Annotated in this window: 16 protein-coding genes and 1 tRNA gene; 9 read left to right on the forward strand and 8 right to left on the reverse strand. The window is 63.5% G+C overall.

All coding sequences use genetic code 11. The features are described 5' to 3' along the window. Positions 1 to 18: 18 nt before the first annotated feature. The 8 genes from Y958_RS11700 to Y958_RS11735 all read left to right on the forward strand — a co-directional run bounded on the left by Y958_RS11700 (position 19) and on the right by Y958_RS11735 (position 7,327). Positions 19 to 1,476, forward strand: a complete 1,458-nt coding sequence (locus Y958_RS11700; protein ID WP_088872122.1) for an IS1182 family transposase — start codon at positions 19 to 21, stop codon at positions 1,474 to 1,476. 71 nt (positions 1,477 to 1,547) lie between these two features. Beyond that, positions 1,548 to 1,874 (forward strand): hypothetical protein, encoded by a 327-nt coding sequence (locus Y958_RS11705; protein WP_088872123.1) that lies wholly within the window; start codon positions 1,548 to 1,550, stop codon positions 1,872 to 1,874. 9 nt (positions 1,875 to 1,883) lie between these two features. Continuing rightward, positions 1,884 to 4,784, forward strand: a complete 2,901-nt coding sequence (locus tag Y958_RS11710) for a LamG domain-containing protein (RefSeq protein ID WP_088872124.1) — start codon at positions 1,884 to 1,886, stop codon at positions 4,782 to 4,784. Positions 4,785 to 4,798: 14 nt separating this feature from the next. After that, the gene (locus Y958_RS11715; protein ID WP_145727946.1) at positions 4,799 to 5,593 is read left to right on the forward strand and encodes a hypothetical protein; all 795 of its coding nucleotides are present in this window, start codon (positions 4,799 to 4,801) and stop codon (positions 5,591 to 5,593) included. Positions 5,594 to 5,673: 80 nt separating this feature from the next. Beyond that, positions 5,674 to 6,066 carry a hypothetical protein gene (locus Y958_RS11720; RefSeq protein WP_088872126.1) on the forward strand — a complete coding sequence of 131 codons (393 nt, stop codon included), beginning with the start codon at positions 5,674 to 5,676 and terminating at the stop codon, positions 6,064 to 6,066. Then, positions 6,063 to 6,257: a hypothetical protein gene (locus Y958_RS11725; protein WP_088872127.1), complete on the forward strand. Its 195-nt coding sequence runs from the start codon at positions 6,063 to 6,065 to the stop codon at positions 6,255 to 6,257. The genes Y958_RS11720 and Y958_RS11725 overlap by 4 nt, the downstream gene beginning before the upstream one ends. Positions 6,258 to 6,260: 3 nt before the next feature. Continuing rightward, positions 6,261 to 6,743, forward strand: coding sequence for a glycoside hydrolase family 108 protein (locus tag Y958_RS11730; RefSeq protein WP_088872128.1), 483 nt, complete (start codon positions 6,261 to 6,263; stop codon positions 6,741 to 6,743). Further along, positions 6,743 to 7,327, forward strand: coding sequence for a hypothetical protein (locus tag Y958_RS11735; protein WP_088872129.1), 585 nt, complete (start codon positions 6,743 to 6,745; stop codon positions 7,325 to 7,327). The genes Y958_RS11730 and Y958_RS11735 overlap by 1 nt, the downstream gene beginning before the upstream one ends. A gap of 281 nt (positions 7,328 to 7,608) precedes the next feature. On the opposite strand, the gene Y958_RS31380 is transcribed toward Y958_RS11735, so the two are convergent. Next, positions 7,609 to 8,112 carry a hypothetical protein gene (locus Y958_RS31380; protein ID WP_145727948.1) on the reverse strand — a complete coding sequence of 168 codons (504 nt, stop codon included), beginning with the start codon at positions 8,110 to 8,112 and terminating at the stop codon, positions 7,609 to 7,611. A 751-nt stretch (positions 8,113 to 8,863) separates the two neighbouring features. On the opposite strand from Y958_RS31380, the gene Y958_RS33015 reads away from it, so the two are divergent. Next, positions 8,864 to 8,986, forward strand: coding sequence for a hypothetical protein (locus Y958_RS33015; RefSeq protein ID WP_425600677.1), 123 nt, complete (start codon positions 8,864 to 8,866; stop codon positions 8,984 to 8,986). A gap of 334 nt (positions 8,987 to 9,320) precedes the next feature. Here the strand turns inward: Y958_RS33015 and Y958_RS31385 are convergent, their stop codons facing one another. The 7 genes from Y958_RS31385 to phbB all read right to left on the reverse strand — a co-directional run bounded on the left by Y958_RS31385 (position 9,321) and on the right by phbB (position 14,096). Further along, on the reverse strand, positions 9,321 to 10,007 hold the full coding sequence (locus tag Y958_RS31385) for a hypothetical protein (RefSeq protein WP_145727949.1): 687 nt from the start codon (positions 10,005 to 10,007) through the stop codon (positions 9,321 to 9,323). A gap of 133 nt (positions 10,008 to 10,140) precedes the next feature. After that, on the reverse strand, positions 10,141 to 11,034 hold the full coding sequence (locus Y958_RS11745; RefSeq protein ID WP_211098489.1) for a tyrosine-type recombinase/integrase: 894 nt from the start codon (positions 11,032 to 11,034) through the stop codon (positions 10,141 to 10,143). A 107-nt stretch (positions 11,035 to 11,141) separates the two neighbouring features. Then, positions 11,142 to 11,384 carry an Arm DNA-binding domain-containing protein gene (locus Y958_RS33020; RefSeq protein WP_369410318.1) on the reverse strand — a complete coding sequence of 81 codons (243 nt, stop codon included), beginning with the start codon at positions 11,382 to 11,384 and terminating at the stop codon, positions 11,142 to 11,144. Positions 11,385 to 11,554: 170 nt separating this feature from the next. Beyond that, positions 11,555 to 11,644, reverse strand: a tRNA-Ser gene (locus Y958_RS11750). A 121-nt stretch (positions 11,645 to 11,765) separates the two neighbouring features. Further along, positions 11,766 to 12,674, reverse strand: a complete 909-nt coding sequence (yddG, locus tag Y958_RS11755; RefSeq protein ID WP_244909275.1) for an aromatic amino acid exporter YddG — start codon at positions 12,672 to 12,674, stop codon at positions 11,766 to 11,768. A 5-nt stretch (positions 12,675 to 12,679) separates the two neighbouring features. Further along, a complete protein-coding gene (locus tag Y958_RS11760) occupies positions 12,680 to 13,171 on the reverse strand; it encodes an NUDIX hydrolase (RefSeq protein WP_088872131.1) in 492 nt (163 codons plus the stop codon). A gap of 199 nt (positions 13,172 to 13,370) precedes the next feature. Then, complete coding sequence (gene phbB / locus Y958_RS11765) at positions 13,371 to 14,096, reverse strand: acetoacetyl-CoA reductase (RefSeq protein WP_088872132.1); 726 nt, start codon at positions 14,094 to 14,096, stop codon at positions 13,371 to 13,373. Between the last annotated feature and the right edge of the window lie 33 nt (positions 14,097 to 14,129).

A 14,129-nucleotide genomic window follows, 5' to 3' on the forward strand; every position in this document is an offset into this window, starting at 1 on the left:
TTTTGATTCAATGTCTTTATGCTGAAGCCGCCGACGCCCTCACAGACGGAACTGGAGATGGTGACGATCACGTCGCTGGTTCCGTCGGACCACCTGCTGCGGAAGATCGACGCAGCGCTGGACTTCACCTTCATCCGGGATCGGGTGGCGCACCTTTATTGCCCAGACAACGGGCGTCCAGCACTGGACCCGGTGGTTTTGTTCAAGACGCTGTTCATCGGCTATCTGTTCGGCATCCGCTCGGAGCGTCAGCTGATGCGGGAAGTTGAAGTGAACGTTGCGTACCGCTGGTTCCTGGGGCTTCGGCTGACGGACAAGGTGGCGGACGCCTCGACCTTGAGCCAGAACCGGCGTCGTCGGTTCCGGGACAGCACGGTCTATCAGGACATCTTCGATGAGATCGTGCTTCAGGCGGTGCGGGCTGGGCTGGTTGACGGGATGGTGCTGTACACGGACAGCACGCACCTGAAGGCCAACGCCAACAAGAACAAGTACGACCTGGCGATGGCGGCGAAGTCGCGGGCAGACTATCTGGACGCGCTGGACCAGGCGATCGACGCGGATCGGGCGGCGCACGGCAAGGGGCCGCTGAAGGCGAAGGAGCGGGAGCCGGAGGTCAAGGAGACCAAGATCAGCCGTACCGATCCGGATGCCGGCTACATGGTGCGGGACGGCAAACCCAAGGGCTTCTTCTACCTGGACCATCGGACGGTGGACAGCCGCCACGCCATCATCACCGACAGCTTCGTGACGCCTGGCAACGTGCATGACAGCATTCCCTACCTGGCCCGGTTGGACCGGCAGCGGCAACGCTTCGATCTGGATGTGCGGTACGTCGGGCTGGACGCGGGTTACTCCACCGCCGGCATCGCCAAGGGCCTGGAGGACAGGGGCATCGAGGGCGTGATCGGCTACAGCCGGCCCACCCATCGCCAAGGGTATCTACGCAAGCGGGACTTCAAGTACGACCGGGAGGTTGATGTCTACCGCTGCCCTGAAGGCCAGGAGTTGCGCTACGCCACCACCAACCGGGAAGGCTACCGCGAGTACAAGAGCGACCCGGCCCTCTGCCGCACATGCCCTTTGCTGGCCTCCTGCACCAGCAGCGCCAACCATACCAAGGTCGTCACCCGCCATGTCTGGCAGGACGCCAAGGACCACATCCACGAGAACCGCCAGACACCCTGGGGCAAGAAGGTCTATGCCAGGCGCAAGGAGACGGTCGAGCGCAGCTTTGCCGACGCCAAGCAGCTTCATGGCCACCGCTACGCCCGCCTGCGTGGCCTCGCCAAGGTCACCGAACAGTGCCTGCTTGCCGCCGCTGCCCAGAACATCAAGAAGATTGCAACCATCCTGGCCCGCTGGCGTGGGACAGACGGCCTCGGACCTAACCGCAAGCGCTTCATCCACGCGCTCAACTGCTTAATCAGCGAACTCCTGGCCGCCTTCCGCCTCTTCCACCCTGCTGCCATCTGAAAACCGCACAAAACCAAACCCCGCCGAAAATCGACGGGGTTTGTCAGCAGTCTGACACGGCCTATGAGGCCGTGCGGGACTTCGACCCCTCCACCGGGGCGCCCTTGCTGTCGCACGGCCTGCGCAACACCAACGTGGTGGTGAACCGCGCCATCCTGGCGCTGGGCAAGCAGACGGCCACGGCGGTGAACGCCTACGTCAATGTCCAGTTGGCTCAGGCCGCCGCCGCCACGGCGACCACTCAGGCCGGTGTCGCGGCGACCCAGGCCACGGCTGCCGCCGGCAGCGCCGCCGCTGCCCAATCCACCGCCGACAGCATCGACGGGTTGCTGGTGAGCATGGCCACCGCCTTCGCCGACAGCCAGACCCGCTACGTCACCGCCATCGCCTTCAAGTAAGGGGCCCACATGACCGATCTCGCCACCCAAGTCGCCGGTCTCACCACGTCGGTCAACGCGCTGACCAGCGCTGTGAACGTGGCCAAGGCCACGCTGGACGCCTCCGTCAGTGCCGCCAGCACCAGCGCCACCACGGCCCAGGCGGCCGTGACCACCGCCGCGTCGTCGGCCACCACCGCCCAGGCCGCCCAGGCGGCGGCCGTGGCGGTCAGCGGGCTCAGCAACCTCAACGGCTTCCTGGGCCAGATCCAGGCCGGCGCCCCCCAGGCCGTGTTCTGGTACGACACGACGCGTGACAGCGACGGCGGCGCCTGGCGCAAGCGCTGCACCTGGCAGAGTTGGGCGACCGAGGCCGCCAGCAGCACCCGGGGCAGCCGGGCGGGCTTTCCCGCCCAGGCGCTGATCGTCGTGCAGGGCAGCACCATGACGATCTATGACGCCGACCAGGCGACGCCGGCCATGTGGATGGTGTTCAACCTCGGTATCTATCTTCACGGCTATGGCGCCGTCACCAGCGTCACCGCGCGGGACGGCTGCGTCTACCGCAGTGACAACACCGGCACGGATGGCGATGTCTACACCCTCGACTTCATCCGTGATGACAGTTGGGGTGTACATAGCGCCTATAAATTCCGTCCGTCCAACCCCCGCATTGTTGACCGCAATTCGGCTGCTACGTCCGCCGCTCAAATCGGCCCCGCCATCGGAGCATCGCAATGCAACAGCGTTGCTGTGACCGTGGTGCCGGGCGCTCCCATCGACCGCACCAATGGCCTCCCGAAACCTACAGTCGTGGTGGCCACCACGGCCGGCATCAGCGTCATCCACCCCAGTGGCCAGGTGGCCAATATCACCGCGGGCAGTGGATATCTTGCCTGCGCCATCATCGACGGACAGCGCCTGGCGGCCATCCTGGCGGCGAATAGCACCATCGTGGACTATGGTCCCATCCCCTATGCGAACGTCGCCCGGTCCGCCTGGCTGCAGTACTCGGCGGGCACGCCGTCCGGCGGCGGAGCCATTCAACGGCCGGAGACGACCGGTATAGGTGGTGTCATTGACGGTGGGCTGCGCAACCTCGGTGCGCTCTGGCGGTACCACGAGGACCCGGTAAATCCAGCGGCTGGCATGCTGGCGATGATCACCGCCAGCGGCGGCCCCTACGCCGGCGGCGGCGCGTTCAATACGGGGTGGATGGTGGGTGATTGCCGCCTGGCGCTGTCGTCGACCAGCACCGCCAGCGTGGTGGCGAGCGGCGAGTTGGTCACCAACGGCACCTTCGCGTCGACTTCCGGTTGGACCGCCTATCAGGGCGCGACGTTGGCTGCGGCCAACAACACCCTGACCATCACCAATGGCGCGGCATCGAATGGAATTGCATACCAAGTCATCGCCACGGTTGCCGGCCAGACATACCTGGTGACGGTGGACGGCGTCGGGGGAACCTCGACCGTGGCCATCGTCAGTGCGGGGTCGGCCGTCAACAGCAACGACCTGGGGCAAGTTGTGGCCACCTCCTTGGCCGCCGGGATTACGCTGCAATTCACCGCCAAGACCACCACCAGCTATGTCAACCTGGTCTGCGACAACGTCTCGGGCCACACCGTCTCGTTCAAGGTTTGTAGCGTGCAGCTTGCCGAACCCGACCGCAGCGCGAAGGCCATTGGCCTTCGGGTGGTGGGCACGCTGACCAAGGCGCTGGTGGCGACCACGGCCGACCTATCGGCCATCGGTGGGTTCGGCACGGGCAATTACCTGATACAGCCCTACAACCCGGCGCTGGATTTCGGCACCGGTGATTTCATGGTCGCGTTCTGGTGCCAACTCACCGGTGCGCCATCGTACGCTTTGCTGAACCGCTGGCCGGCCAGCGGGTATACGACAGGGGGATGGAATGTGGGGTTCGCTTCCGGTGCACCCACCTTCAATGTCGCGGGGGGGCCGACAGCAGCAGCGTCCAATCCCATTCCGGCCGCTGCGTGGACACAGGTCATCGCAGTGCGCCGGGGCGCCACCCTTGAACTCTGGGTCAACGGCGTCAAGGTCGCGACAGCGGTCAATAACCAGACAGTCACCAACACTTCGGCGCTGCTGTCAGTGGGGGCAAACCCGGACGGTAGTAACACATCGGGTGGCGCCAGCGTTGCCCTGCTGCGCATCAGCGCCACGGCGCCCACGCCTGAACAGATCGCCCGTATGTACGCGGACGAACGGCCCCTGTTTCAGCCGGGTGCCAAGTGTGTGCTGGGCGGCACCTCCGCCGCCGTCCAGGGCCTGGTGCATGATCCCGATACCGGCGCGCTCTATGCCGCCAAGGGCGATGGCACGTCGGTGTTCCAGGGGTTGGTCCGCACGGCACACCTGACTGGCCTGGCCACCACCGGCAACAGCGACAACCATACTGCCGTCGCCGCGCGCCAGGGCGGCTACGTCATCGCCACGGCCAACCAGGCTGTGGCCAGCCAGCCGGCCATCACCTTCCGCGACCGTATCCTGGCGGACCGGGTGCCGGTGGCGCCCATCGACCCCAACCGCGTGGCCTTCTCCGCCGTCGCCACCACCGACGCCACGCCCACGGTGATCGCCCGCCTGCCGGTGGCCGAGGGCGATGAGCTGCAGCTGTTCGTCGATGTCGAGGCCACTGAGTACGGTGCCACGCCGACCGAGCGCATGGGATATCAGCGCCGGGCCCGTGTCTACCGCCTGCCCAACGGCAACGTTACGGTGGCGGCCGTCCAGGCACTGGGCACCGACTATGAGAGCGCCACCACCACCTGTGACGTGACCGTGGTGGCCGACACCGTCTCTCAGACGGTCTGTGTCCAGGCCACCGGGGTGGCCGCCAAGCGCCTGGTCTGGTCCACCCTGGCGCAAGTCAACCGCTGCGGCGCCACCCGCTATGCCGCCTGAAGGAGGGGCCATCCATGATCCGTGCGACTGACATGACCGATGCCTACAAGGGCGGCGGCCTGGTGCGCCGTTGGTGCCTGGCGCAGGGGCGGCCTCGCTGCGCCGACCATCCGGTGGACGTCGCCACCGGGCCGCTGGCGGACATCGCCGGCCAACTGGCCATCAACCGGGCTGTCCGTACCTTGCAGGCGCAGGTCGACGCCTATGATGACGCGGTCCTGCTGGCCAGCCAGCCGGAGCCGGACGCCACCGTGCCGCTGTTCGATGACGCCGGCGCCATGGCGGGCGACCAGCCCAACCCGGCCCATGCCGCCTGGGTTGCCGCCGGCGCGCTGGTGGCCAACGCCCCGGCCGAGCTGCTGCACCTGATCCGTACCCGGGATGACGCCCTGGAGAGGGAGCCGGCCACCGGCCTGCCGTCCGAGGCGCCGTTCGAGCTGGAGCCGCCGGCGCCCCCGGCCTTCGATCCCACCACCCAGACGGTCGACCTGGTTGCGGGCGCCTGGTCCGAAGCCCGGCCTCTGACGGCGGAGGAGGCCGCCACCTGGCGGGCGCTGATGCTGATCCGCTGGCCTCGCGTCATGACGCCCCGCGACGCCATCGTGACCCTGCTGACCCCGGCCGAGTGGCTGGCCATCTCCACCAGCACCGACCCTGAGGTGCGCGCCACGCGGCAGGCCGCCTTGGGCGCCAACTCCGTGGACCTGGACAACCCCGCCACGGCGGCGGCGCTGACGGTGTTTGAACAAGCAGGCCTGCTGTCGGCGGAGCGCGTCGCGGCAGTACTGGCCGGGCAACGCGTCACCTGACACCGGCAACAGCACCACGTTGGACTTTATCCGCCCGCCATCCGGCGGGCTTTTTTGTGCCTGAACGAAACGGAGTTCTGATGGAAGTTAACTCGGGGGAGGTTTCCCCCTTGGGTATCGCCGCGATTTTGGCGGCGGCCCTTGGTGTGGCGGTGCGCGCGCTCTCGCGCGGCCGTCGCCGGCGGCGGGAAGACGATGATGGCGAAGTCCGTGACGGGCTGTCGGAACGGGTCGCTGTCCTCTCGTCCCGTCTGGATCGCGCTGAACAGGACATCGCCAACGATAAACAGGGGCGCGCGGCGTTTGCCGCGACCCAAGGCGACCTGAAGGCCGTTGGGGTCCAGCTGGACAACCTGGCCAACCAGGTGGAGGCGGTCGGCGGGAAGCTGGACCGCCACGGTGCCAACCTGACCCGCGCCCACGAACGTATCGATGACCTCCACCGCTTGGTGGCGGAGCGGGGTGCGGCATGACCGCCGTCGATACCGGCGCGTACGCGCTCGTCACCGGATGCCGCCTGCGGCCGGAACGGAGCAAGGGCGGCACGTTCCTGATCACCGACACCATCACCGGCAAGGCGCTGGAGATGGACCACGCCACGTTCCTCAGCCTGGCCACCGACATGATGACGATGGCCACCGAAACCCACCATCCGGAGCGATAATCGATGACCTCGTTTGACGATGCGTTCGAGGCCCTGATGGGCAACGAAGGCAAGTATTCCTTTAACCCCGCCGACCCTGGTGGGGAAACGATGTGGGGCATCACCGCCCGCGTGGCGCGGGCGCATGGCTACACCGGCGCCATGAAAGACCTGCCGCGAGACACGGCCAAGGCTATCGCCAAGGTGGAGTATTGGGACCGCGTGCGCGGGGACGAACTGCCCGTGACCATCGCGTTCCAGGTGTTCGACGCCTGTTACAATGGCGGCCATCCCGTGGAGTGGTTGCAGCAGGCTGCCGGCGTCAAGGTTGATGGGGTGTTGGGCCCGGTGACCCTGGCCGCAGTTCGTGCCCTATCCCCCATCACCATCGTCGCCCGCTTCGACGCCTACCGCCTCAACTACCTGGCGGACCTGGGCACCTGGCCCAGCTTCGGCCGGGGCTGGGCCCACCGAATCGCCAACAACCTGCTGAAGGCTGCCGCCTGATGTCTACACTGTCCGATATCTTGGGCGATATCGCCCCGACCATCTCCGCTATCCTGGGCACTGTCGGCGGTCCTGTTGGGGCCTTGGCCGGCAAGGCGCTGGAGGCGACGTCCTCCGCCATCCTGGGCCATCCTGGCGGTACCGAAGACGACATCAAGGCTGCGGTCAGCGCCGGCCTGTCGGGTGACACCATTGCCGCCTTGCAGCGCGCCGACGCCGACCTGAAAATCCAGCTGTCCAAGGCCCAGGTTGACCTGGGCCAGCAGCGGGTTCAGAACGCGAGCGACGTCAACAAGACGATGCAGACGGAGGCGGCGGCGGAACACTGGCCCACCTATACCTGGCGCCCGGCCATCGGCCTGGTGTTCGCGGGCAACCTCGCCTTGATCTCAATCACCGTGTTCGCCGCCTACGTGGCGGTCATGTTCGGTGCGAGCAAGGCGGACATTCTGGACAAGCTCCCGGCGATGATTGGCGCCATGTCGGCGCTGAACGGCACGGCGCTCCCTATTCTGGGTGTCGCTTCGTGGTATCGAGGTGTGATGCAGGCTAACCCGAACATCCCCACGGTGAACCGGGGTTGATACTACTCCTCCGTACTCACCCACGGCCTTGGGTGGACCCGAAAAAGGGGGGGGGCTCGCCCTCCTTGACGTCAATTGGGCCCTCCTATGCACGTTCAGCCGATCGTCCTAAGGATTGCCGAAGCTTTGTAACTCCAGCTTCCTCGGTCAGGGTCGGGCCGACCTATTGCCACTTCATACCTAGCATGGGCCGATGAAATACCACCGGCCCTTGCTAGGCAATTTGGATCTGCAAAGAGTATCGCAGCTTCAGAAGAAGTGCCGTATTTGCTCTGACGCGCTTACTTCAAGAGGTCGGCAGTTTGTTCTATTTCACCAGTAATAGAAGGAATTTCCGACGCGCCCGCTGCGCTGTCTAGGCCTTCGTCAGATATTGAGAAATACACCTCACCGATATCTCCTCCAATGTATTTGTCGGAGCCGGTCTCTAAGCTTTGGCTTGATTGGAATGATCCGACATTTAGATCAATGGTGACAAATTTTGGGAGATTATCCTCGCAAATCGTTTTGATCAGTATTATGCCATTCACATCTTGCTTTCCATCTTGGGAAACTGTTACAGGAATACTTATTCTGTCCTTGGTCGCATCAGTCCATACGCCAGAATCAACCTCAAATTGAATAGATCCGACGCCAGAAACAGGTGGTATTGTTATTTTCTTCGCCAGACTCCAAGGCTTATCTCCGCTAACGCTTGCGTTTGTGTGATCTGCAACGGTTTCATCAACAGTTATTGTGGAATTTTTCGTAGTATTATTGATGACAATCAACCCTGTAATTTCCATCTCGCTTCCCCTTTTAGATATTGCGAATTAACGGCCAATATATGTCAGAATTTATTCGTGATACATGGCAGGCCGAAGGCAAGTGTTGTATATTTTTCTCTTTAAAGGAGCAAGAAAAATTAGAAATCACCTTATAAACGGAAATGATTGACCAGGGCGGGGTAGTGGGGAGCGCCATCGCGTGTGCTGTTGCCAATGAGCTGGCAAGCAAGGGATTTGGCCGCGTCGGGCGAGGCTCCCAAAGGGGGGCGCCTCAGGATGGCGGGCCCGCCACGGGGTTGGATCCCACCGATGTGTGCTTCGGCTATGTGGTGGGCATGGCGGCTGATGCCCTGGCAAAGAGGTTTTGGGTTCCTTCAGCTCCCACTCAATGATGTAGACCAAGCTACAATCTCAGGCCGGGGGCGATGATACCGGTGGTGAGGCTCAGCCCAGGTGGGGCGAGGTCGCTGGACTTGCCCCGCCGGGGGTCGTCCCGGTCCGTGCCGAGTCGGTCGACTGGGCGCCCCAGCCCACGCTGGCCCGGGATGAGGGCGTATTCAGTTCTCCAATATTCGGTGTGGCTATCCGCCGCCGGCGATGCTTGGTCCCGGCGACCGCCCATTCTGTGCTGAAGGCGCGCCCTGGGGGGCACAGCAACGCCGTACGCGGTCGCGCTTTCCGATAGCGAGCCCATGGCCTTAGCGGGTCTATGGGAGGATTGGCAGGACCGCCGCACCGGACACTGGACTAATCCGTGGCCATCATGACTATGAGGGCGAACAGCTTACTGGCGTCGCTTTGCGGCCGCATGCCGGTAATTCTAACCTCCCCGTATTGGGCGCGCTGGCTTGGGGGGAGGGGCCTAGCGATGAAGGCGCCGTCCGCGATTTAGTGCGTCCGTTCCCGCAGGACCGCGTTCGCGCCTGGCAGGTTAGGCCGGAACTATGTTCGGGGCGGATCAAGAGGGGGTGTTGACCCCGGTGGGACCGGAGATTGCATCCCCGTATATCCCCGTTTGAATGGGGATAGGCTGTTCTGAACTGCTGTGAGGCCTGATCAAATCAGGTACAGTGAATGAACGAACGTGGAATACAACCCAGGGCACAGTCTTCGGGAGGCAGGGGCTAAAAAGAGAGATGGACCCGACTCGGGCACTTGGCGGTGATCGCCCGGAGGTAAGCACCACGCCCTACCTTCATTCTTACGATGTCCGATATAAAATTACGCTAATAGTCCTTCATCTTATTATCCATCTCCAGAGAACCTATAGTTAAAAATTTAACAAAGTCCCCATCCTTGTACACTCTATATAAAAAATGGTTGCGGTGATTTTGCCCATAAATGTCCTTATAGTATATAAATCCATAAATATACACCGTTGACGTTAAATTATAGGCCATTTCAAGTTTCTGCATTTCAAACGGCACCATGAATCCGCGAGTCATTTCTTCTTGTGATTGGAAAATTTCACCAACATACTGTTTTTGATTCAGCTTTTCCTGAGATTCAACGAATGATTCCACCTCAGGAATATCAAGAACGTTACCAGGATAAGTCGATTGTATATTATAGCTAACAATTACTGATGAGGCCAACGTCTGGCCGTAATTGTGGACATAAAATTCTATCCTATTCTGTCTTTCGGCAGAATTATCCGGTTTTGAGTTTCTAAACTTGCAAGAAGCACAATAAATATCAAAAATATCATTTGGTCCGCTTTTTGATATAGGTCCTAGATATGCCCTCGTCGCCTCCCGCGCCTGTTCCCGTGCCACATATATTTGGCCACCCGCAAATAGAGCGCTAAACCCAGTAAACACTGCACTAGCTATGGTCGCCACCAAAACGAAATTTGACGATGTGAAAATTCTCTTAGGCAACGCACCATTGTCAGATGACTGAGCAGTATCCACCTACCCCTCCCCCGCTACATCACGCCTTAATGTTCAGGTAAACGTCCGGAAAGGGCGTTGCGAAACCCAATGCCGTAGACATTGCCCTGCTCGCGGACATTGCGCCAGTGGCATGATTACAATAGCGGCGTTGTCATTCTGCTGCGCATTTGGTCTGATCAATAATTGAGTCGGGGCGACTGAGACAGAAGGATGCCCAATCCTCCATGAGGGCGCGTCGTTTGTCGAATAGATCGCCGCGCTGATAGGCCGCGACGGTCTTGTCCTTCTGTGTATGGGCCAAGGCGGCTTCCGCAACGTCAAAGGCGTGGGTAGTTTTCTCAGCTGCCCATGTGCGGAACGTTGCCCTGAAGCCGTGTGGCGTCGCCCCGTCATATCCCGCCGTTCGCTTCAGCACCATGCGCATGGCCATGTTGCTGAGCGGTTGGCCCGCCTTCTGTCCCGGAAAAATGAACTCCCCGGTCCGCAAGCTCGCCAGCTTGCGTAGCAACGCCAACGCCGGCTCCGTCAGGGGTACGCGGTGTTCCGCGCCTGCCTTCATTCGTGCGGCCGGCACTGTCCAGCTGCGGTCGGTCAAGTCGATCTCTGACCAGGTGGCGTGCAGGACTTCGCTAGTCCGGGTCGCGGTGAGCACGGCGAGTTCCAGCGCCCGGGCGCCCAGGCCGTCGTGTACCTGCAAGCGAGGGAAGAATTCTGGCATGCTGTCGTAGTGGACAGCCGCGTGATGTCCCCTCTTCCGCACCTGGTTGTACGCCGGTAAGACCATCTCGAGATGACCTGACCAGCGTGCAGGGTTCTCCCCATCTCGAAGACCCAGGACGCGGGCCGCGTCCAGCGTCCGCTCCAGCCGGCCCCTGAGTCGGGCGGCGGTTTCCGTTATCTCGTACCAGATGGGGCGCAGGATCTTCAGGATGTGGTCCGTGGTGACTTCTGCCGGTCGCAGTTCCCCAATGACCGGAAAGGCGTACCGCTCCAAGGTGGAATGCCATTGCGCAACGTGAACTGGGTTCTTCCAGGTCGGGGCCATGGACCTAATGTAGTCATCTGCGACTTGTTTAAACGTTATGGCTGGCAGCTCCGATTTCGTCGTGTGGGTTTCGGCGTCTCGGTGGTCCAGTGGGTCGATGTTGTCCGCTAGCAGTTCGCGGGCGGCATCCGCCTTTGCGCGAGCTGCTGCCAGCCCCACAACCGCGCGACGCGCCCCAGTCCCATTTCCCGCCGGCGCCCCTGAAGCTGATACCGAAAGATCCAGGACTTCGTGCCTGTCTCGGTGATGCGAAGGTACAGCCCGTCCCCGTCCGGATGCATGCCGGGTGTGTTCAGGCTGGCGACCGTGCGGGCTGACAGTTTGGCCATAGATTTCATGCTCTTAGGCATCAAAGTGGTGGGCTGGTGAAGGTGGGCTAGGCCAGCCCACCTTCACCAGCCCACCATCTGACACCGAATTGAGACAGTCAACGGCGATGCGCAGCGGCGCGCCTGCCCCTGCCTTTTTGGCAGAAATCCTGAGTTTCTCGGTGTGCCGCGACGTGGCGCGACGTGGGGGGTGGCGGAGAGGGTGGGATTCGAACCCACGGAACCATCGCTGGTTCAACGGTTTTCGAGACCGCCCCGTTCGACCGCTCCGGCACCTCTCCGTATCCATTCCCGTGTCCGGCCCCCGTTTTGCTGTCGAACGGGAAAGGGGCCGGCTGGCGAAGCGGCGCGGAACGTAGCGGAAGCGGATGGCCAGCGCAAGCGCTATATGTGCGAAAAGTTTCAGGCGCGGCGGGGCTTCCAGCTGGCAATGACGGCGCCGGCGATGATGAGCAGGCAGGAGGCAGCCACCACGCCGCTGGGCTGGGCCCGGCCGGCCAGGATCAACAGCAGGGTGGACAGAAGCGGTGTGGCGTAGCTGAGCGCACCCAGGGTGTGGATGTCGCCCTTCTTCATGCCGATGTCCCATACGAAGAAGGCCGCCCCAACGGGGCCCAGACCCATCAGCGTCAGCAAGGTCCATTGCCCGGCGTCGGGCGCCACCGTCGCCTCCAGTCCCCAATGGCAGAGGGCCGACAGCGCCGCGGTGGCCAGGCAGAAGAAGGCCACGGCGTCGGTGGGCACGGCGCCCAGCAGGCGCGACAGGGTGGAATAGGCACCCCAGGTGACGGCGGCGCCGGCGGCGGCCAGGAAGCCCGGCAGATAGGCGGGGTCGATGGCGATGCCCCGGCCGCCGGTCACCAGCAGGCTGGTGCCCGCCAGCCCGACCAGGGCGCCCAGCACCTGGCGGCGGCCCAGGCGCTCCCCCGGCAGCAGCCCGGCGAACAGCACGATCAACAGGGGCCACAGATAGTTGATGAGGTTGGCCTCCGCCGCCGGCGCCGACTTCAGCGCCAGGAAGTACAGGAAGTGATAGCCGAACAGTCCCCCCACCCCCAGCAGCCAGGCGACAGGGGGCTGGCGCAACGCCGACCAGGGTGACCGGCCGCGCGCCGCCATCCACACGATGCCGACCAGGCCAGCCACGGCGAAGGCCACCGCCTCGATCTCGAACGGCGGGATGGGGCCGGTCAGCGTGGTCAGCAGCGCCAGGGTGGACCACAGCAGGATGGCGCTGGCACCGATGAGGGTGGCCCGCCGGGCGGTCATGCCGCCCACCGCCGCCTTGTCGTTCCCAACCGCGCTGTCCATGCCTGTTACCCCGGTCCGGCGGCGGCCCGCGCCGCCCAACCCAGATCCACCACCGCCTTGATCGAGGGCCAGGTCACCAGCCGCTCGCAAGCCGCCCGGTCGGCCCACAGCGCCGCCGCCGCGTCATCACCTGCCTGGGGCTCCCCGCCCGCGTATTCCGCCATGATTTCCACGATGGTGAAGTGGAAGCGCACGCGGGGCTCCACCTCCGGCCCGGCACCCTGGGGACGCGGATCGCGGGTGATGCCGTCCACCGCCGTCAGCACGGTGTAGGGCCGGCAGGCGATGGCGGTTTCCTCCCGCACCTCGCGCGCCGCCGTCTGGAACAGGGTTTCGCCCAATTCCTGGCTGCCGCCCGGCAGGCACCATTCCCCGGCCAGGGGCGCCTTGGCCCGTCGGATCAGCAGCAACTGGCCCCCCTTCCACACCAGCACGCCAACGCCCACGCGGGGCTGGTCGGGATAAAGATGCGGTGAGGCGGACGGCTGGTCGGACATGCGGCATCCATGACAAAAGGCGGGCCCGTCACCGGACCCGCCCCTGTCATACCTTAAGACATGCGCCTCAGGCTAATGCCTCACCACTCGCCCCCCCAGGCTGCAACTGCAGCTGCCGGAGCGTTTTGGGGGGTGCCGCGACTGAAACGCGCGGATCAGCAAAGGCCACGGATGTGGCCGCCCGGCGCCTGAAGGACCCTTAATACATGTGCTGTCCGCCGTTGATGGACAGCGTGGAGCCAGTAATGAAGCCGGCGTCGTCCGCCACCAGGAACAGCACGCCGCGGGCGATCTCCTCCGCCTTGCCCAGGCGACCGACGGGAATCTTGGCGACGATCTTCTCCAGCACGTTGGGCGGCACGGCGCGAACCATGTCGGTGTCGATGTAGCCCGGGGCGATGGCGTTGACCGTCACGCCCTTGCCCGCCCCTTCCTGCGCCATGGCCTTGGTGAAGCCATGGATGCCGGACTTGGCGGCGGCGTAGTTCACCTGGCCGTACTGGCCGGCCTGGCCGTTGATCGAGCCGATGTTGACGATACGGCCGAAGCCGCGCGCCCGCATGCCGTCGATGGCCACGCGGCAGGTGTTGAAGCAGGAGGCGAGGTTGGTCTGGATGACCTCGTTCCACTGCTCGAAATCCATGCGGTGCAGCACGCCGTCGCGGGTGATGCCGGCGTTGTTGACGATGATCTCGATCGGGCCCAGCTCATGCTCGATCTTGGTCATGCCGTGCCGCACATCCTCGAAGCTGGCCACGTCGAAGCGATAGGCGGGAATGCCCGTCCGCTCCGTGAACTCGCGCGCCTTCTGCTCGTTGCCGCCGTAGTTGGCCGCAACCTTGTAGCCGGCGTCCCTCAGCGCCACCGAGATGGCTTCACCGATGCCGCGGGTACCACCCGTCACCAATGCAACACGCGCTGTCATCTAATCCTCCCCTTTATCACGAGTCAGAATACG

This window comes from Nitrospirillum viridazoti CBAmc, assembly GCF_000730165.1.
In the GTDB taxonomy this organism is placed as follows: Bacteria; Pseudomonadota; Alphaproteobacteria; order Azospirillales; family Azospirillaceae; genus Nitrospirillum; species Nitrospirillum viridazoti.